Raw genomic sequence first — 22,313 nt, 5'->3', positions numbered from 1 at the left:
GCGCCAGTCGGAACGCTGAGCGGACACACTTTTTGCCTGTTACCCCGCGATTGTCGCGCACCTTCCCCCCCCAGAAATGCAAAAATCCCACGCAGAAATTACTTTCCACGTGGGAGAATCAAGGCTCACCCTATGAACACAACATGGACCTTGAAAAGCCAAAAATTCCGCGCGCCAAACCAGACAATAGCCCAGTTCAACCCGGAAATGGCTACCTTACAGAGGCTTCACGTCCAGAGCCTGCGGCCCCTTCTGGCCCTCACCAATCTCGAACTCGACTGCCTGGTTCTCTTCCAGCGTCTTGAAACCAGTGCCCTGAATCTCGGAGTAGTGAACGAACACGTCGTTGCCACCGTCAGCTGGGGCGATAAACCCGAAGCCCTTCTCCGAGTTGAACCACTTCACAGTACCCTGTGCCATTACAAAACTTCCCAACTTCAGGATTCGATAAAACAAGTATTCGCCACGCACATCCGGCCACACACAATGGGGTAAACACGGCCAGAACACCCTTTCCGCCTCGAGCGGGCTTTTGCCGGGTGCCCTTTGGCGGGCGATACACTCAAAAAGTCTGCCACGTTTGGGGCGCGAGCGCCGATTAGCAACAGCTTCTTGCCACCCCCGTAAACCCCGTGCTCGGGATCCGGAGAAACTGGGGTGTTGAGCAGCGGAAAAGTGGCTGGTAGGAAGCGTCGTCAAGCATGTGAAGTGCGCGTTTGCAGGAAAGGATGGTGTCGGTGGAGTCGTTTGGACGGGAGCTGCTGGGGCCGGTTATTCGTGCACATCCGCGGGCGACGGTGACGCACATTGCGGATCTTCCTGCGCGCGCTGGCGTGACCGCACCTTGGCCTGAGTGGGTGCCGGATTGGCTGAAAGAAGTGCTGGTAGATCGCGGAATTGAGAACCTGTGGACTCATCAGGCAGCAACCGCGAACCTCGCCCGCGAGGGCGTGCACTGTGTCGTCGCGACGGGCACGGCGTCGGGCAAATCGCTCGGTTACCTGCTGCCCGTGCTCACAGAACTATCGGCCACCCCCGCGGCCACCGCGCTGTACCTCTCCCCGACCAAGGCGCTGGGCGCCGATCAGTTGGACACGGCTCGTGCGATGGCACCGGCGTCGCTGAGCTCGCTGATTTCGCTTTACGACGGCGACACCCCGCAAGACGCCCGGCGCGCCATCCGCGACCACACCCGTTGGGTGTTTACCAACCCCGATATGCTGCATGTTTCGGTCCTCGGCAATCATGTTCGGTGGACGCGGATGCTGCGCAACCTGCGCTATATCGTCGTCGACGAATGCCATGCCTATCGAGGCGTATTCGGCGCCAACGTCTCCCAAATTCTACGTCGCCTCCTGCGGCTGTCCCGGGAATATGGTGCCTCGCCGACCGTGATTTTCGCCTCTGCGACTACCAACGACCCTGCTGACCAGGCTCGTCGCCTCATCGGCGAGCCTGTCGAGGCCGTCACCGAAGACGGCGCCCCAGTCGGTGAGCGGACTATCGCCCTGTGGGAACCCGGCCTGCTCCCTGATCTCCAAGGCGAGAACGGCGCACCCGTGCGCCGCCCCGCCCCAACAGAGGCCGCAGATATCATGGCCGACCTGCTTGTCGAGGGCGCCCGCACCCTGACCTTCACCCGTTCGCGGAGCAGTGCCGAGAAGGTAGCGCTCGGCGTGCGCGAGCGCCTGGAGAAGCGCCGCCGCAGCGATATCGCCGAGCGCATCGAGTCTTACCGCGCCGGCTACCTGGCCGAAGAACGCCGCGACATCGAGCGCATGCTCGATGACGGCACCCTGCTAGGTGTGGCCACCACCAATGCACTGGAGCTGGGCATTGACGTCGGTGGCCTCGACGCGGTGGTGCAGGCCGGTTTCCCAGGCACGGTCGCTTCATTCTGGCAGCAGGCCGGCCGCGCGGGCCGTCGTGGTCAGGGCGCGCTGGTGGTGTTGGTGGCTCGCGATGATCCCATGGACACTTACTTAGTCCACAACCCTTCCGCGCTGTTGGGCCGGCCAGTGGAGAAGACCGTCTTCGATCCCCGTAACCCGCATGTGGTGTGGTCACACCTCTACTGCGCGGCTGTGGAGAAACCCGTCACCACCAGCCAGCTTCAGGCGTGGGGAACCCTGCCCGTAGCCGAAGATATGGTGTCAGCGGGCTGGTTGCGCAAGCGCACCTGGGAAGGACAAGAACCCGTCTACTACCCGACCGACCGCGATGAGGGGCCGCGCATTGCCACTGCCCACGATGCCGTGAACGTCCGCGGCGGTGATGGCCAGGAAGTGGCCATCGTCGACCAGACCGATGGTCGACTGCTTGGCACCATCGATCTTGGCCGTGCGATGCAGCAGGTCCACGACGGTGCCGTCTACTTGCACCGCGGTGAGTCCTATCTTGTCGACCAGCTGGACTTCGACAGCCTCGTCGCCCTGGTCCACCCCGAGCAGCCACGCTATTCCACCAGCTCGCGCATGGACACCACCATCCGCATTCTGGACGTTGACGATATGCGCCACTACCAGGGCCTACAGGTCGCTTCCTGCCAGGTCGAGGTCTTTCACCAGGTCACCTCCTATCTTCGTCGTCTGGATACCGGCGAGATTCTCGACAGCGTTGAACTTGACTACCCTCCGCAGCGTTTGGTCACGCGCGCCGTGGCCTACACAATGCCCGAGTCCAGCCTGCGCTCGTGGGGTGTGGGCTCCGACATCGCACCGGGGGCTCTCCACGCAGCCGAGCATGCGGCTATCGGCATGCTGCCGCTGATTGCCACCTGCGACCGCTGGGATATCGGCGGTGTTTCCACGGTCATGCACGCCGATACCCAGCAGCCCACCGTTTTTGTTTACGACGGGCACCCTGGTGGTGCGGGGTTTGCCGACCGCGGCTACGAGGCCTTCGCTCAGTGGATTCGCGCGACCCGCGATGCTGTCGCCGCCTGCGAGTGCGAATCCGGCTGCCCATCGTGCATCCAGTCGCCCAAGTGTGGCAATGGCAACGATCCGCTGGACAAGGCCGGCGCAATCAAGGTGCTCAGTGGGGTCTCTCGCGCGCTTAACGACGGCCAGTAGCAGCATCCTCCACCGCTACCGGCCCTGCCCTGGACGTGGCTTTTCTCTCCTTTCGTTGGACGCTGACCTGCACGTCCTCCCCTTCAATCTCACAGGTCACAAGGCGTGCGTGGTTAGCTTTTGCGATTGACCCCGCAGCTTTGCAGGCATCGTCGCTCTCTTGCGCAGCCACAGCGCCGGCCACCGCGGCCAGATCCGCTGCTACCGCTGCCTGCCGCGCCTGCACCACCCTCACCCCGGCCGTAACTCCGACCAAAGTCAGAACGACGAAAGCGGCGATGAACAGTGCAGCTGCGACTGTGGTGGAACCTTCTTCTTCGCGGAGAAGGCGGGCTGTCACGTTTCTCATGACGATGCCGCTCTTTCCCGCAGTGCGACCGCGCGTGCTTCCAGCGAAAATGGCCCCGCTGAGCGCCGAATGGTCACGCGCACGGTACCGGAGGTTTCCGATATCGCGACCTGCCCATCCGCGTCTGCGCGAAGCTCGGCTACTGTCTCCGCATCGCCCCGCGCCTCAGCCCGTGCGATGGCTCCGGCTGCGTCGGTAAGCCCTAGGTACATTGCGATTGTGACCAGCCCGGACAGAGCCGTGACCATGACCGTGACCAGCGCCGCGAGACCGAAAGCGGTTTCTACCGTCGTTTGGCCTTCGTCGCCGACGCACAGGCGATGAAGCGTAGAGCGGATGCGGCTAGACATCGGTGTTGAGCGCCCTTTCGATGATGTCGGTGAGCGCCTGGGTGATATCGCCGCCGGTCACGACGGTGTAGAGCAGGGCTCCGAAAGCGGCGGCAGCGATCGTTCCGAGAGCATATTCCACGGTTGACATGCCGTTTTCCTCAGTTGCCAGAGCGTGCAGACGCTTGTGCAAATACGAGCGCAGCTGGGACTGCGCAGCGGTCAGCGGATTGGTTGGACGGTTGGAGTTTTGAGTGGTCATGAGTGTTTCCCCCCTATGTGGATGTCGAGTGACAGGACAGTTGTGAGGTGTGATGTGCATTGACGCGCGTTGACGTGCGTTGACGCATCTTGGATTACGGCGCGGCAGGCGGACCACGCGCACAACCGAAGCCACAGCTGAGAGCGCAACCAGCACTGCATCCGGCGCGTGCCAGCGCGCGAGGCTGGGCGCAGAAGTGTCCACGCTTCATGACGGCATCAGTCCTGCAAACATTTCGTCGGCAAGCCCAGCGATGGTGGGCACCAAACCCAGCACCACAAACGCGGGTAGAAAGCACAACGCCAGAGGCCCGGCAATGAGGACACCAGCCTTTTCGGCGACGGCTTGCGCCGCATCGTGCGCTTGACTGCGGTACGTGGCAGCGGTGTCCTCCAACGCCTGCGCCAGAACGGTGCCGGATTCGCTTGCTCGGCGCCCAGCCGTCGCCAGGGGTACGAGCGCGGGTGTGGCAGCAAGGCTGTCCCAAGCGGAGTGCGCGCCCACGGACAACCTGGCGGAACACTGTCGAAGTGGCTCGGCCAGCTCAGGGTTTGCACCATCGGCAGCTGCTGCCATGGCCTGCGACAACGGCATACCGGAGCTCAAACAAGCACCAATGATGTCGAGGGCCGCTGCGGCATCGAGCAGCACAGCCGGGCTGATGCGCTCACCGCCAATGACAGTTCGCACACGTTCCCGCACCTGTGCGGCAATCTGCGCCACCCGATTGGTCACCTGTCGGCGTACGCTTCCTCGCGCGCGAGCATCCGACTCGGCTACCAATTCGGGCAGTCGGCTGCGGACGGGATTGAACGTCGGCAAGCAGAGGTAGACGGCGATGAGAAGTGCGGCGGCAATCATTGTCCGGCCTCCGCACGATCGATGATGGCGACCGCCCATTCGATGCCCGCGCACACCAGCCCGACACCGATGACCAGCACAATTCCTCCGATGCCGCGACTGAGGAACTCGAATGGGGACGCTCCGAAAGCTTGCCCCATGACCAAACCGAACACCGGCAGTGATGCCAAGATGGCGATCGTCATGCGTGGTCCCGCCAGCGCAGCAGACGTCTGTGAGCGATGCGCCTGACGAGCCTGCAAATCACCCCGCGCGCAGTCCAGCAACCCAGCCAAACTCAGACCGTGCTGCTGCGCCACCGTCCACATACGCCCAATCCGGCGCAGTTGCTCCGAAGATTCTTCGCCCTCCCACGGGTCGGCGAAGTTCGCGCGATGCGCCGCGTGCGCGAGATGATCAGCCAACACAGTCTCATCCTCTGACCTGCGCAATTCCGCTGCTGCCGCGTTGAGCGCTCGTGAAGCCGCCACTCCTGCGCGCAGCTGCGCGGTCAAGGTTTCCAGCGCTACCGCAGCGCTGTCCGCTTCCCGACGTTCACAGCGCCTCTCCCTCACAGCGCGCACTACTGCCCCTGCGGTGCGGCCCAGCAACAGCCCGGCTATGACACCTGGAATCCCGGCGAGCCACAGCAACACGAGTGCTGGGCCTGCAACGATGAGGATTGATAGTCCTGTAGTTCGATTCGCACTGCCAGTGCTTGCTGCACTCGACCCCGTGGAACCAGCACCAAGTCCAACCATGCGCTGCAACCACTTCAGCCCGCTGGACACCTCGCGGGCACGGCCTGCCAGTGCTCGCGAGCGCACCGCCGCCGAGCTGTCCGGCCAGATAGCGACTACTGCAGCCACGCCCCCAATGAGCATCGCCACGCTAAACCCTTCCCCCATAGCTGTTAATCTCCCCGTCTAATCCCCTGACTTTTCCTCTAGTCATTCCATCGGGTATTCCACCGGTTATTCCCCGCCGACCAGCAACTTCTGCAACGCTTCCCAACCCGGCCCAGGCCCATCCCGAGCAGTCCAGACCTCCACCACCTCCGGTGGGTTACCGCGTAGCAGCCCGATCTGTGCCAGCCGGCGAACATCAGCGCGTTCGACCACCAACACCACCTGCACCGCCGAGACCAACTGCGCATGTAGCCCGGCGCGACCAAGGCCACCGATCAACCCCAGGGCCTCAAAGCGCGCGACGACATCCCCAATCCGGTTGGCGTGAATTGTCCCCGCCCCACCGCGATGCCCCGTATTCAACGCTGCCAGCAGATCCACCACTTCGGCGCCTCGAATCTCACCGACGACAATGCGGTCGGGACGCATGCGCAGCGCCTGCTTCAGCAACTCCTGCTGCCCAATCGCACCGGCACCCTCCAGGTTGGCGGCCCTGGTCACCAGCTTCACCACATGCGGGTGCTGCGGTTGCAACTCCGGAGTGTCCTCGATACACACAATGCGCTGGTCAGGATTAACTTCTGAAAGCATCGCCGCCAATAGCGTGGTCTTTCCCGCACCCGTGCCACCGGCGACAATAAACGAAAGCTGTCCCGCCACGATTCCCCGGAGCACCGGCAGAATCTCCGGTGGAAATAGCCCGACATCGCATAGCTCCGCAAGTCCGCGACGAGCCGGACGCAGCACCCGCAGGCTAATCTGAGTGCCGGTCGCCGACGGTGGGGAAAGCACCGCATGAACTCGCACACCACAGCCGCCGACACCACCAGGAATATGGCCGTCGGCCCAGGGTTGCGCGTCGTCAAGCCTTCGTCCACACCGCGACGCGAGCCGCACCGCATACGCGCGCACCTCGCCCTCGTCCGTGAAGGAAATCTCGGCCCGCTCCAGTCCGTTGCCAGCGTCGACCCAGACCTCGCCCGGCGCGGTGACCAGCACATCGCTGACACCCGGGCGTCGCAACAGCGCATCCAACACACCCGCGCCCACTGTTTCCTCGCGAATCGTGCGTAGAATCTCCAGCACCTTCACATCGGAGACAACCCCCGAGGTCTCTGCTCGAATGATGTCGGCGACCTCGCTATGCGATGCCACCCCAGGCCGCTCCGCAAGCGCCGTCCGCACCGCCGCCAACAGCCTGACGTCATCCATCGCCACCACCGCCGACAAGGGCAAACATCGCTTCCAATCCCCGCGTCAGCTTGCCGACGGTTCCAGCGAGCCCGCCCACATCTATCTCGTGAGCTACCTTCTTGCAGTACTCAATCTCACCAACAATAGGCAGGTCGAGAGCGTATTCCACCTCTTCGACACTGATATCGCGGTGCTGCTGGTACCTCACTGCAAGATTTGGGGTGAACCCCGCCTGTGCACAGATGCTCGCCAAGTGCCCAGCGGCTGCGATGGCTCGAACGGAGGTGGGCAGGACTATGACGGTGTCATCGGCAAGTGCGCCGAGAGTGGTGACGTACTCCACCTGCTTCGGGCAGTCCACGATGACCGTAATTCCGGCATGAATAAGGCAACTAATGGTGCTGGCAATGTGCCGGACATCGTCGGGCCTGTCGGTTCTGTCGGCGCTGTCGAATTTGTTGTTCGCCGAGGCGTGGTTGTAAGTCGTCTCGGGCGTGCGACTGCGAGTCCACGTCAACACTTTCAGAGCGGGTGATCGCGGGCAGGATGGCAGTGCTTCGTAGAGTGCCGCTCCGTCGAGACGACCATCAGCAGCCGAGAAGTCCTGCCACCTCAATCCCGGTTCCGTTTCCATCCCGAGCACCAGATCAATGCCTCCCGCGAGCACGTCCGCGTCCACCAAACAGATGGGCCTTTCACGGGAAAGAACCAATGCACTCGCCGCCGCGGCAATGGAAGCCCCGGCACCGCCGACCGCAGGAACCAACATCAGGCACGTTGCCGTGGAATCGGTTGTAGTTGCCGGCACGTTCGGTACGGGTTCTGTACCCGGTGCTGTAATCACGTCTGCGAAGGCAGGTGACGCTGGGTTCTGATGGTGGTTCAGGTGGTTCGAGCGGTTTTGGCAATCGGAGGGCTTCGGAGCATCCGGGCGTACGTCGCCACGGCCGAGCAGCTCGACAATATCGACGTTGTCCGCGGGCAAACTGGCGCTGTAAACAGGAGCTAAAACCTCCGCTACCTGCGCATCTTCCGCCTCAGTATCACTGCGGACCAGAAAGATCGCTCCCTCACTATGAGGCCGTCCGGCTAATCTTCGGGCTGCCGGTGCATCGACGAACACCGCTGGTGCCCGACGCCACAGGGCCGATGAAACTCCCGCTCCTGTCGATACTGACGATGGGGAAGGCTCTGGGGCTGATGATGATAGTGATGCTGGCGGCGAAGCAAATGTTTGTGCGGCCACTGACGCTGCAGCCACAGGTGGCACGGTCTCCTGCACACAGTCACGACCGGTAGCAGCGACTATGAGCGCAACCTCTTCACGCAGCGCCTCATCATCGACGGCGTTGACTACTGGATTTGCTGAAGCCTCGGTTCGCTGAGCCATGGACAGTTTCTTGATTGCCATGGCCATAGCGTGCACTACAGGGCGGATTCAATGATGCCCGCAAGGGGCCAAAACCTCGCTGTCTGTGGATAATTTTCAGACTGTGGATAACTGCAGAACGCCATGTCGCCTTTGCCTTATGGCTACTGCGCGGCCTGACCAATGCAAGTTAGTGACTACGTTTATGTCAGGTGGCGTTGGGTCGATGCGAGTTAGTGACTGTGTTTATGACAAAAATGGCACGAAAAATGACTGGTAGGGTCAGGCGGTCATTGCATCATGGATAACACCAGAGATTACCTCCCGAGGAGTTAACCCGTCGAGCACTACCCGCGGCCGGTTATTCAGCAATGCTTCCGCCTCGGCGACCTCTTGGTCGGTGACATCGGTAAAGTTGGTGCCTTTGGGGAAATAAAACCGGATATCCCGATTCATCCGCTCATTGCTACCTCGCTGCCACGGCGAATGCGGATCGGCGAAAAACACCTGGATATTCTCCGCGACAGAAAACTCCGTGTGTTTGGCAAACTCCACCCCCTGATCCCAGGTCAACGTCGAAATCGTGGTGTCCATCGACTCTTTGAGCCGACGAATCATCCGTACCATCACCTCATTGACACTGGCGGCAGTATGGTCAGTGCCGAGTCTGCCGAGCAGCACAAACCTGCTGCGGCGTTCCACCAACGTCGCTAAAGCACTGGTGCCATCTGCGCCAATAATCAAATCGCCTTCCCAATGACCGGGTACCGCACGATCATTGGCTTCGGCTGGGCGAAGTGAAATATTGGCATCATGAGTCCAGCGTTTTCCACGTGGCTTGGGCACCCCTGCGAGAAGCGAGCGGGGTTTACGCCCTGGCCGGGTAGTCCGGCAGGACTTTTCAAACACAAGTTCTTTGCGCAAGCTTCCTGCCCCTTGTACGTAAAGGGCCTGGTAAATCGACTCGTGGCTAATAGTCATGGACGTATTATCACCCCACAGTGCAGCCAACCTGCCACTGGCCTGACGCGGCGAGGCGCCACGGTTGAGCAGATTGACAACCTGGGCGCGCAAAAATCGATTGTCATCGAGTTTGCGCGGCTTTGGACGAGCAAGACGCCCGCGGCTGGCCTGATCAGCGTGATAGGCATCGTAGATACCATCGACGCTGTTGCGTGCGATTTCACGACTGATAGTGGATTGACTACGACAGACTATCTGGGCGATACGCCGGTGCGAATGACCTGCCCGCAGGCAATCGGCAATAAGTAAGCGTTCGGCCAGCCCTAGCCGCCGACCAGTACCAACACGAGATACATCACCAGGTGTTATCCGACTGCGGGTATTCATAGTGGTTAAACTAGCCCGCCGGTTATACACCGTGGTTGTGCACACCCCAGCCTGCGCGGCAATCTCGGCAACACTATATGAGCCGGCCATAAGCATCTCGTAGATCACGCGATGCTTATGCATCATCGAGACCTTCGGGCAGTGCGATTGGTGCTGAATCGCAATTCCGGCTTGTCGCGCCCACCGCCTGACAGTTGGTGAGGGTATCCCTAACTCACGTCCAACTGCGCTTGCTGATGCCCCGTTGGCGATGTGTTGAAGCGCAATGGGTTTGATGGCACTGTATTTCGTTCGGCGGGTTTGCTTCACTACTTCTCCTGGTCGAAAGTGGTGATGCATTCACCGCCTGAACCTACCACTTGAAAGTGTCATAAACTCATACAGTTTCACATTTGCAGCCCGCAATTTTTACTACGTACCCCTCAACATTGGGCCAAAAAGGGGCGACGCCCCGCGCCGGGGGGGGGGATTGGCGCGAGGCGTCTTTAACCGGCTCGGGGGGGGGATTGAGCCGGGGCGGCCTCGCAGTCTGTTTCTAAAAAGAACAAGAAGGGGCCAGCCACGTCCAAGTATTACATATCCCAAGGAATCTGCAAATACCTTACAAAGGATTTAATGCCCAATATGTTCGATGTCACGTTTCCTCGATTAATCGCGCCCAGGAAATGCCGCGCCCCAATCGCCGCCAAGCCCCCCACGACCGCCACCGGCCCAATCGCCCCAGTCCCCCACCCAGCAGTTAAACACTCATAATGCTCTCCCCGGGTCCGACATCCATGGGTAAGCTCGGAGTCTATGAACACCGGCGAGAACAAGGCGTCAACAACGCCGCAGCCTCACGCTTCTACGGACACGAGCAGCTCTAAAAATGCCCAAATCGCTGCAGGCCTCCACGCCACCGCTGACTCTCGCGTCGCTGCGTTCTTTGACCTGGATAAAACCATTATTGCCAAGAGCTCGGCATATGCGTTCAACAAGCAATTCCTCGAGCGCGGCATCATTTCGCCGACAGACATGCTGCAAATGGCGCTCAGCCATGCCCTATACATGTCGCAGGGACACGATGAGGCGCAAATGGAGGCCACCCGCGAGCAGTTTTCCGCCCTTATCGCTGGTCACAGCGCCAGGGAGCTGCGCCAGGTCGCCATCGAAACCCTAGAGCAGAACATCACGCCGTACATCTACGCCGAGGCATTGGAGCTCATTCGTGAACACCGCGCACAGGGGCATCAGGTGTTCATTATCTCGGCATCGGCTCGGCAGATTGTTGAGCCCATTGCGCAGGCGCTCGGTGTCTACAACGTGGTGGCCACCGAGCTGGAGGTCCGCGATGGGCTCTTCACGGGTGAAACGGAGTTCTTCTGCCGAGGCGAAAACAAGGCCGTGCAGATGCGTCGGATAGCGGAAAAGCGCCAGTTCGACCTGGCCGAATGCTTTGCGTACTCGGATTCCATCACTGATGAGCCCATGCTGTCTGCAGTCGGCCATCCCGTTGTGGTCAATCCCGATCGCGCCCTGCGCAAGATTGCGACGGAACGTGAGTGGCCTGTGCGCCAATTCCGGAATCCCGTCCCGCTGTTTCGCGCGCCGTCGAAACGCAATGCTGCAATTCTTGCCGGCGTCACACTGGCGCTTGGCGCGGGTGCGACGCTGTTGGCACTGCGCAACAACGACGACGAGTCAAAGGCCGACTAACCCACCATCCGGCAGCCGGCCCGCCTACACCGCTTCGGCGATACCGCGCGCTTCCACGGCACCGGCCTTCAGCCCCTCCAGGTGCAGGAGAATCCACGCACGCAGGCCATCGGCGCTTCCCGACGCAAACCCCTCTGCGGCCTCGACATACTCCTGGCGGTGGCGAGTCCAGTAGACCTCGGGCACGGCCAAGCCACGCGGATCCAGGCCGGTTGCGACAGTTGTCAGTCGCGAGGCGGCGCGGGCGATGATGCCGTTGTGATACTCGAAGGGGCGCAGAGTCAGCAGCTCACCGTGCACAATCGCCGAGAGCACACCAGCATGAATCTGGCTGCGGCCAGTGATGAAGTCACCGAGCACGTGCAGACGCTGCTCCTTCATCGCAGACGAGAGCTTGTCGTCACCGACCGGACGGCCGGCCTTCATCCGCGCCTCGGAACCGTCTTCAGTTTCACCTGCGGGCGATGCGTTCAACGCAAACTTGGCCAGCACCTGCTGCGGAGCGCGCTGCCACACGCGGGTGGTCTCACCAATTGACTCCGGGGAAATGGTGTCGGCAACCCGCAGGGCTGCTGCGAGTACGGGATCGGTGATGTTGCCGTCGTCGGGAAGCGATGGCTCGCCGCCTTCTAGCCACGCCGATGCCCGAGCGCCACGCAGGACCGACTCGGAGCCGGTGACGTTGTGCTTGCGCAGGTTGGCTTTGTGCCTATGGACGGACTGGATGGCCTTGGCCGCGACATCAGCCGCGTGTGCAACGCCGTCGAGCTGCCACAGGGGCGCGAGGGGGTCCTTGGGGTCAAGCTGCGGAATAGCAGCGGCGGGAGCACTGTCAGCGCGACCGGCACCCGATTCAGATGCCTTCGCCTGCGCTGCCTCACGCTCTGCGCGCTTCTTCGCCGACACGGAGGACACACCCAGGCTCATGCCAGCTAGGCCACCCTTTCCGACACCGGCGCCATTGCCGTCACCCTTTCCGACACCGGCACCAACTCCATCGGCTCCACGCACGTTCTCAGGCTGATTGTTCATATCCCACACCCTAATTCTTCACCGCTAAGTAAGTGACAAACTTATATAGAAATGGTCAAAGATGAGAAAAACTTCAACGAGTTCTTGGCTTTTTCGCCCTTATGGCGCGCCCTACCCACAATCAGAGGTAGTATGGCAGTTTGTAACTGCAGTTTTAAAGTTTCCAACCATCTTTTCCAACCATCTGCGTAGGAGGAAGTACACGTGAGCAACGACGATACGAAGGGTCTCTTTACCGACGGCACCGAACCGCGTGTTACCGCTATCCCGCTGAGTGATGTGGATAGCAACGCATCGGGTGATGCTAGCATCGGCCAGCTCGTGTCTAATGCTTCTTCGCAGATTTCCGCTCTGGTTCGCTCTGAGATTGAGCTGGCCAAGGCTGAAATTGCTGGCGAGGCTAAGAAGGGTGCAGTTGGCGGTGGCTTCTTCGCGGTTGCCGGCGTCGTCGCGCTGTACTCCTCGTTCTTCTTTTTCTTCTTCCTCGGCTGGCTGCTGGATCTTTGGCTGCCAACCTGGGCTGCGTTCCTCATCGTTTTCGTTCTGATGCTGGTCATCGCCGGTGTCGCGGCGCTGCTGGGTCTGAAGAAGGTCAAGTCGATCCGCAAGCCGGAGAAGACCATCGAGTCGATGCAGGAGCTGAAGGGGGTCGTGCCGTCGGGGTCGGCGAAGAAGTCTTCGCAGTCGAACGGTATGTACACCTAAAGGCTTAAAAAGAAATTGGGCGGGACTTGTTGGTCTCGCCCTTTTGTCTTATTCAGTCCCGGTTTAAGCCCTTCGGATAAGGTATTTCCCCTCATGACCTCCCTCAGCGATTCTCTTACCGGCCCCTGGCGTCATCGTCTCATTCACGTCCGCGGCCAGCGCCTACACATCGCCGAGTGCGGCCGCCCCTCCGATCCGCTCGTGTTGTTTATTCACGGCTCGACTGGCGGTTGGTTTGAATGGCGCGAGGTTTTGCCAATGCTTAACGACGACTCGGGCGACCCCCTCCCCGTGCACGCTGTGGCTATTTCTATGCGTGGCTACGGTCAGTCCGACCGAACACCGCATGGCTACGATCCGTTTGAGGCGGCCCAGGACATCGCCTCGTCGATTCGCTCGTTGGGGCACTCGACCGCACTGCTGGTCTGTCAGGGGTTCGGCACGTGGGTGGCATGGACGCTGGCCTCGCGGCAGCCGAATCTTGTTACCGGAATTATTGGTTGTGGTGCTGCACATCCGAAGGTGTGGCTCAACCAGTTGAAGAGCCCGTGGTCGGAGGACTTCCGCAATAGCCTTGCCCCGCTGCTGCGCCGTTCGTGGTGGGACTCGCGGCCACGGGTACCGCGGTTGCGTCGCAATAAGTTCAGCACGCAGGCAGCTGAGGCTCGCCAGCAGCGGCTCATTGACCGCATCGTGCGCGAGTCCATGTCCACCGCCGGGGAGGGGTTCGCCGAGACCCCTGAGGGGAAACAGACCGCGGAACTCATGGCTGACAGCCTGACCAGTGGTGCACTCCGCCCTGCACTGGCTCACATGAATTGGTGGACGCGACCGGCTCCGGTCGCTTTCCGCAAGTGGTTGGGTGCGATGGAGGGCTCGTCGAAAAACGATGAGCACACGGTGCTGCTCGTCGGCGAGCAGGACACTCGTACCCCACCTGCGCTGGTGGAGCTCAGCTCCACCCACGTGCGCGTCATCCCGGGCTGTGGGCACTTCCTGCCGGTAGAGAAACCGCAGGCTGTGGTGCAGGCAATCAGAGATCACCTGCACTGGTTGCCGGAGGGATCTTAGGCTCCGGCACGGCTGAAGCCAGCCAGAACTCTCCTGCGGCTGGGACTAGGGGCTGCCCTGCCCACAGACACACAACTTGCCGCTTACCCCGCCACGCACTCCTGCGTGCTGATGGCCCCGTAGTGATTCATCGCCTCATCAATGTGTGGCTGGACCTCGGCGTGCGTCAGCGCGTAACCAGTCTGGTCATTGTTCACACCGGCACCGAAGACCAAGCCCAGGATCTGACCCTGTGGCGTAATCAGTGGTCCGCCCGAGTTGCCGTGGCGCACATCTGCCTTCAGAACATAGGACTGGCGCTCGTGTCGAGTCGACGAATAAATATCCGGGCCTCGAATAATAATGTTCTCCGTCACGCGCGCAGGCGTGGCTTTAAAGGGGCCGGACTCGGGAAAGCCCAGCACTACCGCGTCATCACCCGGACGAGCTTCCTGGTCCGCCCACTGCATGGGCTCCAGGGGTAGGTCGGTGGTCCGGAGCAAGGCGACGTCGTCAAGCGGATCGTAGTGCACGACGTTTGCGTCAGCCATGCCGACCACAGTTTCCAGCCGAACAGTGGTGGCGCCGGCGACCACGTGCGCGTTGGTGAGAATCAGATCCGGTGCGATGACAAAGCCCGTGCCCTGCAGCAAGCGTTCGCACTGCGGGGCCTCGCCCAAGACGCGGACGATGGACGGTCGAATACTGTCGACGACACCTTGTGAAATCACATTGGGGTCGGCGGGTTCATCGGGGACGTTCTGCTTGTAGCCGAATGGCGGAGCGATGGCGGGCATTCCATCGTCGCGGAGCTGACGGAGGATGCCACTGAAGCCGTCACTCCATTCGTCGGGCGCGACCTGGTCAATGAGGTTCATGCCCTTGGACTCACGCACCCAGTCGGCGAACTGCCCGGGCACGGCGGTGGCCAGGGGTACGGCGATCATCCATGTCACTACCAGCGCAGTCACGGACTGCACGATGGCACCAAGGCTCGAATCCAGGCCGACTGCCAACGGCGAGCGAATGGTATTCCGCAGCGACTGCCCTGCCACTGTTCCCACCGCATGACCAATCAGGGCGAACAGAATCACCGTGCCGAGGCCCAGAAGAACCTTTCCCGACTGATTCTCGACCTGCGCCATAGCTAGCGGCGCCAAGGGCACACCAATAACCAAGCCCAGGACAACGCCCAAAATGGCCATAATCGACGAGACGGCGCCCTGCTGCCAGCCAACGACGAGCGCGAAAATGAAAACCGCCAGCAGCGCAACGTCAAACACAGCGATTGCAGGCATCATCGTCGGCCTCCCTTCAGTACGGACAGCTTTTCACCATTAGCGGAACGCGCGAGCACCGGCAAAAGTTTCTGCACGTTGGTGTCGTCCCACGGTTCCGACCAGCCGGCCACATCCAGCAAGTAGGACAGCACGCCGCCGGTAAAGCCCCAAACGACGAAGTCACCAACCTTAAATGCCGGCCCTGTCCAGCCGTGATAGCCCAGCATCATGCGGTTGTCCGGATTTGTCAGATGGCTGATTGGCACGTTGAATACCGATTCCGTCTCCGCAGGGTTGACCGCGTGCAGCGGATGCGGTGCATGCCAGTACGCCAGCACCGGATTGACCGCGAACCCAGTCCGCGAAATATCAATCGAGTCCAGCACCCGCATCGGCGTCACCGTCTTTCGGTCCAGCCCGGTTTCTTCCTCTGCTTCACGCAGCGCGGTATCGACCTCGTCCAGGTCCCCGGGGTCGATATGACCGCCCGGAAATGCCATCTGACCTGCATGCTTACGCAGCGTTGTCGCCCTGTGAATGAGCACCACACTGGCATCCTCCGGCCGCTGATGCGCCTCCGCATCACCGCTGAGCAGCACCAACACCGCCGACCGCGCAGGATTCCGCAACGGTTTCTCCTGCGTCGAGGAGTCTCGCCGCAACTTCGCAAACGCGCGCTTCACGCTTGACGACGAAGCGGAGCGACCGGCCACCTTCTGCTCCGAGTGGTCTGTTGCGTCGTGGCTGGTACTGCTGGCGTGGCTGGTACTGCTGGCGTGGCTGGTACTGCTGGCGTGGCCTGCCGCACCGTAATCAGCGCTGACTAGGTGCGGCGGCAAACTATTGGTCAACCACTTCGGCAGATACAGCCCCGAGCTTGCGTCGCGATTCCACGACTGTCCCTTAGTCACTTCAACGCACCTCGCACGAGATCAGTAATCTGCTGCGCATCGGTGAATTCACCGGGATGAATGGTCGCCACCGTGCCATCTGCCTTAAACACCACGGTAATGGGCACAACTCGCGGTAGATTCAACGCTGGTCCAACCACATCGACCGTGTCCGAGTAGGTCGGTAGATTCACTCCGATTTCCTGCAGGAAGGCCTGGCCACGCCCCGCCTCGCGAGCCGCATGCACCGTCACCACCTGCACATCTGGGTTGTCCTTGCCCCATTGCGCGATAAGCGGCAGCTCTTGGCGACACGGCCCACAGTTCCATGCCCAGACATTAAGCACGGTTGGTTTGCCCTCGACGACCTGGCCCATGTCTACCAGTTCCGTTCGGCCAGCCTCGTTGCTCTGATCCGCTGAGTCTCCCGACTCCGCCAACAGCGGCAAGCGCACACCGGCCAGCGAGCCACTACCCGCTACCGCCGCGATCTCGTCCTTCGACATCGCTGGCGCCGCCGATGCACCATCCACCTCATCATCACTGCCGGTGCCATCACTGCCAGCGCCATCCACACCGGCACTCACACCAGCTCCAGTCCCACCATCATCGGCCTCGTCATTGCCACCAGTGGTATTCACAATCGCGAAAACCACCAGCCCCACAATGCTAATTCCCGCGATGAGCAGCGTAATCAGCGAGGCCGAACGGTTAACGTCCGCCTGCTGATCCCCAATGTGGCCACCATTGTGACTACGACCGCCCTGCTCATTCACGAAAAGTGCTCCTCGACTAGTCCTGTGTCGCTGTGGTGTTGCGCGCGCTATCCCCGTCGTCAAGCGCGGAAAGTTCCTCCCCACTGTAGCCGTCATTAAGACCGGCCAGGTAGAGAAGCCATTCCCTGTCGTCTGACTTAATCAACTTCTCCGCCGTCTCCGGCTCCGCCGGACCCGCGACGCCATACGACGGGCAATCCGCCGCCAAGAAGCACGCCCCGCACGCCGCCCGGCGCGAATGGCACACCCGGCGCCCGTGGAAAATCAGGCGATGCGAAAACCACGTCCACTCTGCGCGCGGCAGCACCTCCATCATCTCGTGCTCCACGCGCACCGGATCTTCCTGCTCCGTGAGACCCATGCGCCGCACCAGACGTCCAAAATGCGTATCGACCGTCAACCCCGGCACCCCAAAAGCATTCCCCAGCACCACATTCGCTGTTTTTCGCCCTACGCCCGGCAGCTTCACCAGCTCCTCCAACGTGCCCGGCACCTCGCCGCCGTGCTGCTCCATCAGCCCCTGCGCAAAACCGATGATGTTCGCAGCCTTATTCCTATAGAAACCCGTCGGCCGAACGAGCTCTTCAACCTCCTCCTGGTTCGCAACCGCCAAATCGGCTGGACTGGGGTACCTAGTGAACAGCGCCGGCGTAGTCATATTCACCCGCGCGTCCGTACACTGCGCCGACAGAATCGTCGCCACCGCGAGCTCATACGGATTACGAAAGTCCAGCTCACAGTGCGCATTCGGGTACGCCACCGCCAGCGTGCGGTTAATCCGCCGCGCACGCCGCACCATGCCCAGGCGCGTCTCCTTCCCCCGCGCCGCCGGATGCGCCCCCACCGCCCGACGCTTCTTCGACGTCAGGGATCCCTGCGGGTGCGTGGGTTGGGGTTTGCTCGTCGCCTGGTGCTTGCTTATCGACGATGCCTTGCCGGTCGTATCCATGGTCGTAGTGTATCGGCTACCCCGGATTGCAATTCGCGTGCGCACCTTTCGCGGGCCGAATCCTTCGATTCGTCCGGGATGCGGATGGAACCGGTAGCAGCTCGGGCATATTCGGTCAAAAACCAAAGAAGTCATGCCCCACCACATCTTGGAACACCGTTAGCGAATTATTAGTTATAAATACACAGTTCAGCGGCTTTTCACCAGAATTCCCCACAGGCGCAGTGGCTCTTTTGCTACAGTGGTGCTTATCACATCTTGGTGACGGCGTAGTTTTGGGATGCATCTGTAGAGGCGATTTGTCGTGAAATTCGCCCAGGGATGAACCTGCCTTGAAAGCTGGCAGCGGCGTTACCGGGAAAGACCGAAAGTAGTGGGACTAGTGGGACGGGGTAGTTTCTCTTCCTGTTTGGCCACTGCAATCTGTAGTCGAGTGCTAATTTGGCGGCTGCTGGCCTGTATTTACGGTGGTTAGTGGCCAAAGACAGGAGAATTTTACCGTGGATGACGTCAAGGAGATTCTCTCCCGGGCCGGTGTATTTCAGGGAGTCGACCAGGAGGCTGTGCAGGCCTTGCTCGGCGAGCTCGAGACGGTTCGCTTCCCGCGTGGAACCACCATCTTCAATGAGGGTGAGCCGGGCGATCGGCTCTACATCATTATTGATGGCAAGGTGAAGCTGGCTCGTCGCTCAGCCGACGGTCGTGAAAACCTGTTGACCATCATGGGCCCGTCCGACATGTTCGGCGAGCTCTCCATCTTCGACCCGGGCCCGCGCACCTCTTCGGCGGTCTGCGTCACCGAAGTTTCCGCCGCGTCCATGAGTGCCGATCAGCTGCAGGAATGGGTTGGTTCACACCCTGATGTTCCAGCTCAGCTGCTGCGCATGCTGGCCCGCCGTCTGCGCCGCACCAACAATTCACTGGCTGACCTCATTTTCACCGACGTCCCAGGTCGCGTTGCTAAGTCCCTGCTTCAGCTGGCCAATCGCTTCGGTGTTCAGGAAGGTTCTGCTCTCCGCGTGAACCACGACCTGACTCAGGAGGAAATCGCACAGCTCGTCGGTGCCTCCCGGGAAACCGTTAACAAGGCTCTGGCAGAGTTCGCCCACCGCGGCTGGATTCGCCTTGAGGGCAAGTCCGTGCTCATCTCCGATACGGAGCGTTTGGCCCGCCGCGCACGTTAGCTTGTTGCGCACGTTAGCTTGTGGCGCACGTTAGCTTGTGGCGCTTGCGGCGCTGCCCAAACGACTCACATCCCGCAGCCTCTGCTTTTGGATCCTCGGTTCCCGTAGGAGCACATGAAACGCATGAGGCTCGCGGGATTTTTGTTGTCTTCCCCCGCTGGCCTGGCATGCTGACCTGGTATGCCGGCCTGCCATGCTGACCTGGCATGCCGGCCAAGTTTGGCGCACTTATCGATGCTTTTCTGCCACTTATCGATGCTTTCCCGGCACCTATCGATGCACCATTCACCGATTTCTCCTTGCATCAATCACTTATCGATGCGCTGTTCACTTGTGCGCGCGCTATAGCTCATCGACAAGTGGATACCTCATCGATAAGTGATTGAGCTGGCCCCGACGAGGCCAACCCACCCAACCGGCACTAGCCCACCCCAACCGGCACTAGCCCAAACAAAAAGCGCGCAACCCGCAAAATTGCAGGTCACACGCTCTTTTCATGCGGTGAGTCAAGCTCAGCTTCACTCAAGCTCGGCTTCAGCCCAGTCTCAATTAAGCCCAGCCCAGACCAGCCCAGCAACTGGCCAAAGCCCAAGCCGAAGCCAAAACCCAAGCCAAAGCCCAGCAACTACTCCCCGTGATCGCGCAGGTAGCGCAGGGTCACACGCGTCGACTGCTCAGCAGCATGACGCAGCACCGGATCGACATCGGTGTAAATCTCATCCACAATCTGGTCCACCGTAGCTTCGTCACCCAGCTTGGCAACGGCATCCTTCACCTGCTGCAGGCGCAGCTTACGACGCTCAATGTACTTCTGCGTCATTACAGTGATGTCCGGCAGGTCAGCACCATGACCAGGCAGCAGACGAACACCCTTGCCGCGCGAATCCAGCATTTTCAGGGTTTCCATGTACTTACCCAGGTCGCCGTCGGTCTCCGAAATCATAGTGGTGTGGCGACCAGCGATTGTGTCACCGGTAACGATGCCTTCAACATCATCCTCGCCATCACCAGTGTGGATGAAGTAGCAGACAGAATCAGCGGTGTGACCAGGGGTTGCCACGACCTCAATCTGCGGAGTCACTCCGTCGAGGACGATACGTTCGCCGTCGACAAGCGGATCCTGACCTCCCGCGCAGTACTGAGACTCCAGCTCACGAATCGGCGCGCCGGTGAGCTGACGGAAACGTGCGGCGCCATCAGCATGGTCGCCATGACGGTGCGTCAGCAGAATCAACGCAACGTCGCCGGCATAGCGCTGGAGGACGTTCAGGTGTCCCTCGTCCTCCGGACCCGGATCGATGACAATGCTGCGGCTATCCCCCTCAGCCTTAATAACGTAGGAGTTCGTACCCTCCAGCGAAGAGTAGCTGGGGTTCGGGCACAGAACGACGCCCACAGACTGAGAAATCTGACGCAGTTGGCTATACGCAGGATGCTCCATGTCCTCTATCCTACGTGGTTGCGCAATCCGGGGAGCGCGCTACGCCCTCCAATTCGGCTCATTTGGGTGTAAGCACGCTTCACGACGTCCCGGAGAACGCAACATCCCCACTGGTCACGACAGCAAATACAGCATCTACTGGGTTACTTCAACGATGATCTCGACTTCCACGGGTGCGTCCAGCGGAAGCTGATTCACACCCACTGCGGAGCGGGCGTGCTGGCCGCGTTCGCCGAAGACGTCGCCGAAGAGTTCCGAGGCTCCATTGATAACGCCCGGCTGACCAGTGAATCCGGCGGCGGAATTGACGAAGCCGACGACCTTCACGATGCGGGTGACATTATCGAGACCGACCTCGGCATCGACTGCGGCCAAAGCGTTGAGAGCGCAGGTGCGGGCGGCCTCCTTGGCCTCCTCAGCAGTGACTTCCGCGCCGACGTGGCCGACGTGGGTGAGCTCACCGTTTACGAATGGGAGCTGACCGGAAGTGAAAACAAGGTTGCCCGTGCGCGTTGCGGGTACGTAGGCCGCAACTGGCGCGGCAACGGCAGGCAGGGTAAACCCGAGGTCCTCGAGGGCTTGGGAAGGAGTGCGAGATTCAGAGTTGCTCATTTAAGTTAAGCCTTTCCACGGCGGCTAGGGCCCGGCGAATAAAGCCGGCCAAAGAAAGATGGCAGCCAACCGTGAGTCAGCTGCCAATCGAAAGCACAACCGCCGTTGCTAGTTAGGTGCTAGACACCGAGGTAATTAGTCAGCCTTTGGGCGCTTGAAGTAACCAACGTGGTTTTCGCCGGTCGGGCCTGGGAGAACGGTGACGAGTTCCCAGCCGTCCTCACCAAAGTTGTCCAGGATGGCCTTGGTGTTGTGAATGAGCAGCGGTGCGGTGAAGTATTCCCATTTAGTAGTCATGGGAGCTACTTTATCTGTCCCCCAGCCTCGCGCGCTGGGGGTTCAGTTTTACTTCGGCCTAAGTTCGGTTTTTTTACTTAGCCAGCTTTGCCTTGCGCTGAGCTGCGTACTGCTCAGCGTAGAAGTCGGCCCACGAAGTAATTTCCGGGTGCTCACGCAGCATTGCGCGGCGCTGACGCTCGGTCAGGCCACCCCAGACGCCGAACTCGACGCGGTTATCCAGAGCGTCGGCACGGCACTGCAGAACCACTGGGCAGTGGCGGCAGATAACTGCGGCTTCGCGCTGTGCGGCGCCGCGAACGAACAACTTATCCGGGTCAATATCGCGGCACTTAGCGCGCGGGACCCACTCCTGGCGATCGCGGAAGCTCTCTACACCGAGCTCGTATTCTGGCGTAGTAGCAGTGCGGTTGCGATCTGGAATCGTGGCGGTCATTGTAGCCTCCTCGTGCCTGCGATTTTCGTTATTTCGAAATAGTTTCAACTAAATAGTGCTGAAATTTTGTTGTAAGTCTATTCACACCACCCAAATAATGTCGATTGGGTCACACTAGAAGGGTGGACGTGGCGCAGCTCTAAATATAACGATGCAGGTGGGGCAACTTTTTCCAACAAAAGCACGGGGGTGATTTGCGTCACTATGAAAATCTTTTTCCAGAAACCACCACACGACGAGTTGCGCGGTGTTGTAAGGGCATTCGTAGCACCCCTCCCCCGCTCGCCAGGC

23 protein-coding genes are annotated in these 22,313 nt (G+C 60.6%); 5 read left to right on the top strand and 18 right to left on the bottom strand.

Features of this window, described 5'->3' with window-relative positions; all coding sequences use genetic code 11:
* Window positions 1-216 precede the first annotated feature (216 nt).
* Entirely contained in the window at window positions 217-420 is a 204-nt protein-coding gene (locus tag EGX79_01410; GenBank protein ID AYX80960.1) for a cold-shock protein, read from the bottom strand.
* Between the two features lie 308 nt (window positions 421-728).
* Here EGX79_01410 and EGX79_01405 point away from each other — a divergent pair, with 308 nt between their 5' ends.
* Window positions 729-3,074, top strand: a complete 2,346-nt coding sequence (locus EGX79_01405) for a DEAD/DEAH box helicase (protein AYX80959.1) — start codon at window positions 729-731, stop codon at window positions 3,072-3,074.
* Here the strand turns inward: EGX79_01405 and EGX79_01400 are convergent.
* The 8 genes from EGX79_01400 to EGX79_01365 form a co-directional block, all read right to left on the bottom strand.
* Complete coding sequence (locus EGX79_01400) at window positions 3,058-3,423, bottom strand: hypothetical protein (protein ID AYX80958.1); 366 nt, start codon at window positions 3,421-3,423, stop codon at window positions 3,058-3,060. The genes EGX79_01405 and EGX79_01400 overlap by 17 nt on opposite strands.
* Complete coding sequence (locus EGX79_01395; GenBank protein ID AYX80957.1) at window positions 3,420-3,773, bottom strand: hypothetical protein; 354 nt, start codon at window positions 3,771-3,773, stop codon at window positions 3,420-3,422. Before EGX79_01395 ends, EGX79_01400 begins: the two co-directional genes overlap by 4 nt.
* Window positions 3,766-4,014 (bottom strand): DUF4244 domain-containing protein, encoded by a 249-nt coding sequence (locus EGX79_01390; protein AYX80956.1) that lies wholly within the window; start codon window positions 4,012-4,014, stop codon window positions 3,766-3,768. The genes EGX79_01395 and EGX79_01390 overlap by 8 nt, the downstream gene beginning before the upstream one ends.
* Before the next feature lie 207 nt (window positions 4,015-4,221).
* Window positions 4,222-4,875, bottom strand: coding sequence for a type II secretion system protein (locus EGX79_01385; GenBank protein AYX80955.1), 654 nt, complete (start codon window positions 4,873-4,875; stop codon window positions 4,222-4,224).
* The gene (locus tag EGX79_01380; protein ID AYX80954.1) at window positions 4,872-5,762 is read right to left on the bottom strand and encodes a bacterial type II secretion system protein F domain protein; all 891 of its coding nucleotides are present in this window, start codon (window positions 5,760-5,762) and stop codon (window positions 4,872-4,874) included. Before EGX79_01380 ends, EGX79_01385 begins: the two co-directional genes overlap by 4 nt.
* 66 nt (window positions 5,763-5,828) lie before the next feature.
* The gene (locus tag EGX79_01375; protein ID AYX80953.1) at window positions 5,829-6,974 is read right to left on the bottom strand and encodes a TadA family conjugal transfer-associated ATPase; all 1,146 of its coding nucleotides are present in this window, start codon (window positions 6,972-6,974) and stop codon (window positions 5,829-5,831) included.
* The gene (locus tag EGX79_01370; protein ID AYX80952.1) at window positions 6,967-8,373 is read right to left on the bottom strand and encodes a hypothetical protein; all 1,407 of its coding nucleotides are present in this window, start codon (window positions 8,371-8,373) and stop codon (window positions 6,967-6,969) included. The genes EGX79_01375 and EGX79_01370 overlap by 8 nt, the downstream gene beginning before the upstream one ends.
* Before the next feature lie 234 nt (window positions 8,374-8,607).
* Window positions 8,608-9,984: an IS30 family transposase gene (locus tag EGX79_01365; protein AYX80951.1), complete on the bottom strand. Its 1,377-nt coding sequence runs from the start codon at window positions 9,982-9,984 to the stop codon at window positions 8,608-8,610.
* A gap of 486 nt (window positions 9,985-10,470) precedes the next feature.
* Between EGX79_01365 and EGX79_01360 the strand changes: the two genes are divergently transcribed.
* Complete coding sequence (locus EGX79_01360) at window positions 10,471-11,370, top strand: HAD family hydrolase (GenBank protein ID AYX80950.1); 900 nt, start codon at window positions 10,471-10,473, stop codon at window positions 11,368-11,370.
* Window positions 11,371-11,394: 24 nt separating this feature from the next.
* Here EGX79_01360 and EGX79_01355 read toward each other — a convergent pair whose 3' ends face one another.
* On the bottom strand, window positions 11,395-12,402 hold the full coding sequence (locus EGX79_01355) for a hypothetical protein (GenBank protein AYX80949.1): 1,008 nt from the start codon (window positions 12,400-12,402) through the stop codon (window positions 11,395-11,397).
* A gap of 204 nt (window positions 12,403-12,606) precedes the next feature.
* Here EGX79_01355 and EGX79_01350 point away from each other — a divergent pair, with 204 nt between their 5' ends.
* Window positions 12,607-13,107 carry a phage holin family protein gene (locus EGX79_01350; GenBank protein AYX80948.1) on the top strand — a complete coding sequence of 167 codons (501 nt, stop codon included), beginning with the start codon at window positions 12,607-12,609 and terminating at the stop codon, window positions 13,105-13,107.
* Between the two features lie 93 nt (window positions 13,108-13,200).
* Entirely contained in the window at window positions 13,201-14,178 is a 978-nt protein-coding gene (locus tag EGX79_01345; GenBank protein AYX80947.1) for an alpha/beta hydrolase, read from the top strand.
* A gap of 83 nt (window positions 14,179-14,261) precedes the next feature.
* Here EGX79_01345 and EGX79_01340 read toward each other — a convergent pair whose 3' ends face one another.
* The 4 genes from EGX79_01340 to nth are packed head-to-tail and all read right to left on the bottom strand — an operon-like array spanning window position 14,262 to window position 17,902.
* Window positions 14,262-15,458 (bottom strand): serine protease, encoded by a 1,197-nt coding sequence (locus EGX79_01340; GenBank protein AYX80946.1) that lies wholly within the window; start codon window positions 15,456-15,458, stop codon window positions 14,262-14,264.
* Window positions 15,455-16,348, bottom strand: coding sequence for a CoA pyrophosphatase (locus EGX79_01335; GenBank protein AYX80945.1), 894 nt, complete (start codon window positions 16,346-16,348; stop codon window positions 15,455-15,457). Before EGX79_01335 ends, EGX79_01340 begins: the two co-directional genes overlap by 4 nt.
* Window positions 16,345-17,103 carry a TlpA family protein disulfide reductase gene (locus EGX79_01330; protein AYX80944.1) on the bottom strand — a complete coding sequence of 253 codons (759 nt, stop codon included), beginning with the start codon at window positions 17,101-17,103 and terminating at the stop codon, window positions 16,345-16,347. The genes EGX79_01335 and EGX79_01330 overlap by 4 nt, the downstream gene beginning before the upstream one ends.
* Window positions 17,104-17,119: 16 nt before the next feature.
* Window positions 17,120-17,902 (bottom strand): endonuclease III, encoded by a 783-nt coding sequence (gene nth, locus EGX79_01325; GenBank protein AYX82669.1) that lies wholly within the window; start codon window positions 17,900-17,902, stop codon window positions 17,120-17,122.
* 650 nt (window positions 17,903-18,552) lie between these two features.
* Between nth and EGX79_01320 the strand changes: the two genes are divergently transcribed.
* Window positions 18,553-19,236: a Crp/Fnr family transcriptional regulator gene (locus EGX79_01320; protein AYX80943.1), complete on the top strand. Its 684-nt coding sequence runs from the start codon at window positions 18,553-18,555 to the stop codon at window positions 19,234-19,236.
* A 625-nt stretch (window positions 19,237-19,861) separates the two neighbouring features.
* Here EGX79_01320 and EGX79_01315 read toward each other — a convergent pair.
* The 4 genes from EGX79_01315 to EGX79_01300 all read right to left on the bottom strand — a co-directional run bounded on the left by EGX79_01315 (window position 19,862) and on the right by EGX79_01300 (window position 22,022).
* Window positions 19,862-20,677 (bottom strand): MBL fold metallo-hydrolase, encoded by an 816-nt coding sequence (locus tag EGX79_01315; GenBank protein ID AYX80942.1) that lies wholly within the window; start codon window positions 20,675-20,677, stop codon window positions 19,862-19,864.
* A 135-nt stretch (window positions 20,678-20,812) separates the two neighbouring features.
* On the bottom strand, window positions 20,813-21,289 hold the full coding sequence (locus tag EGX79_01310) for a RidA family protein (GenBank protein ID AYX80941.1): 477 nt from the start codon (window positions 21,287-21,289) through the stop codon (window positions 20,813-20,815).
* A gap of 135 nt (window positions 21,290-21,424) precedes the next feature.
* Window positions 21,425-21,586, bottom strand: coding sequence for a hypothetical protein (locus EGX79_01305; GenBank protein AYX80940.1), 162 nt, complete (start codon window positions 21,584-21,586; stop codon window positions 21,425-21,427).
* A gap of 73 nt (window positions 21,587-21,659) precedes the next feature.
* On the bottom strand, window positions 21,660-22,022 hold the full coding sequence (locus tag EGX79_01300; GenBank protein AYX80939.1) for a WhiB family transcriptional regulator: 363 nt from the start codon (window positions 22,020-22,022) through the stop codon (window positions 21,660-21,662).
* Between the last annotated feature and the right edge of the window lie 291 nt (window positions 22,023-22,313).

Source organism: Corynebacterium jeikeium (assembly GCA_003955985.1).
Classification (GTDB): Bacteria; Actinomycetota; Actinomycetes; order Mycobacteriales; family Mycobacteriaceae; genus Corynebacterium; species Corynebacterium jeikeium_D.
Note: the sequence above shows the minus strand (reverse complement) of the source record. Positions and strands in the feature narration are given on the sequence as shown.

What these genes read in the sequence shown, in the direction of transcription:
- EGX79_01410 (AYX80960.1), bottom strand. Translation starts at nt 420, where the DNA reads ATGGCACAGGGTACTGTGAAGTGGTTCAACTCGGAGAAGGGCTTCGGG.
- EGX79_01405 (AYX80959.1), top strand. Translation starts at nt 729, where the DNA reads ATGGTGTCGGTGGAGTCGTTTGGACGGGAGCTGCTGGGGCCGGTTATT.
- EGX79_01400 (AYX80958.1), bottom strand. Translation starts at nt 3,423, where the DNA reads ATGAGAAACGTGACAGCCCGCCTTCTCCGCGAAGAAGAAGGTTCCACC.
- EGX79_01395 (AYX80957.1), bottom strand. Translation starts at nt 3,773, where the DNA reads ATGTCTAGCCGCATCCGCTCTACGCTTCATCGCCTGTGCGTCGGCGAC.
- EGX79_01390 (AYX80956.1), bottom strand. Translation starts at nt 4,014, where the DNA reads ATGACCACTCAAAACTCCAACCGTCCAACCAATCCGCTGACCGCTGCG.
- EGX79_01385 (AYX80955.1), bottom strand. Translation starts at nt 4,875, where the DNA reads ATGATTGCCGCCGCACTTCTCATCGCCGTCTACCTCTGCTTGCCGACG.
- EGX79_01380 (AYX80954.1), bottom strand. Translation starts at nt 5,762, where the DNA reads ATGGGGGAAGGGTTTAGCGTGGCGATGCTCATTGGGGGCGTGGCTGCA.
- EGX79_01375 (AYX80953.1), bottom strand. Translation starts at nt 6,974, where the DNA reads ATGGATGACGTCAGGCTGTTGGCGGCGGTGCGGACGGCGCTTGCGGAG.
- EGX79_01370 (AYX80952.1), bottom strand. Translation starts at nt 8,373, where the DNA reads ATGGCCATGGCAATCAAGAAACTGTCCATGGCTCAGCGAACCGAGGCT.
- EGX79_01360 (AYX80950.1), top strand. Translation starts at nt 10,471, where the DNA reads ATGAACACCGGCGAGAACAAGGCGTCAACAACGCCGCAGCCTCACGCT.
- EGX79_01355 (AYX80949.1), bottom strand. Translation starts at nt 12,402, where the DNA reads ATGAACAATCAGCCTGAGAACGTGCGTGGAGCCGATGGAGTTGGTGCC.
- EGX79_01345 (AYX80947.1), top strand. Translation starts at nt 13,201, where the DNA reads ATGACCTCCCTCAGCGATTCTCTTACCGGCCCCTGGCGTCATCGTCTC.
- EGX79_01340 (AYX80946.1), bottom strand. Translation starts at nt 15,458, where the DNA reads ATGATGCCTGCAATCGCTGTGTTTGACGTTGCGCTGCTGGCGGTTTTC.
- nth (AYX82669.1), bottom strand. Translation starts at nt 17,902, where the DNA reads ATGGTGCGGCGTGCGCGGCGGATTAACCGCACGCTGGCGGTGGCGTAC.
- EGX79_01315 (AYX80942.1), bottom strand. Translation starts at nt 20,677, where the DNA reads ATGGAGCATCCTGCGTATAGCCAACTGCGTCAGATTTCTCAGTCTGTG.
- EGX79_01310 (AYX80941.1), bottom strand. Translation starts at nt 21,289, where the DNA reads ATGAGCAACTCTGAATCTCGCACTCCTTCCCAAGCCCTCGAGGACCTC.
- EGX79_01305 (AYX80940.1), bottom strand. Translation starts at nt 21,586, where the DNA reads ATGACTACTAAATGGGAATACTTCACCGCACCGCTGCTCATTCACAAC.
- EGX79_01300 (AYX80939.1), bottom strand. Translation starts at nt 22,022, where the DNA reads ATGACCGCCACGATTCCAGATCGCAACCGCACTGCTACTACGCCAGAA.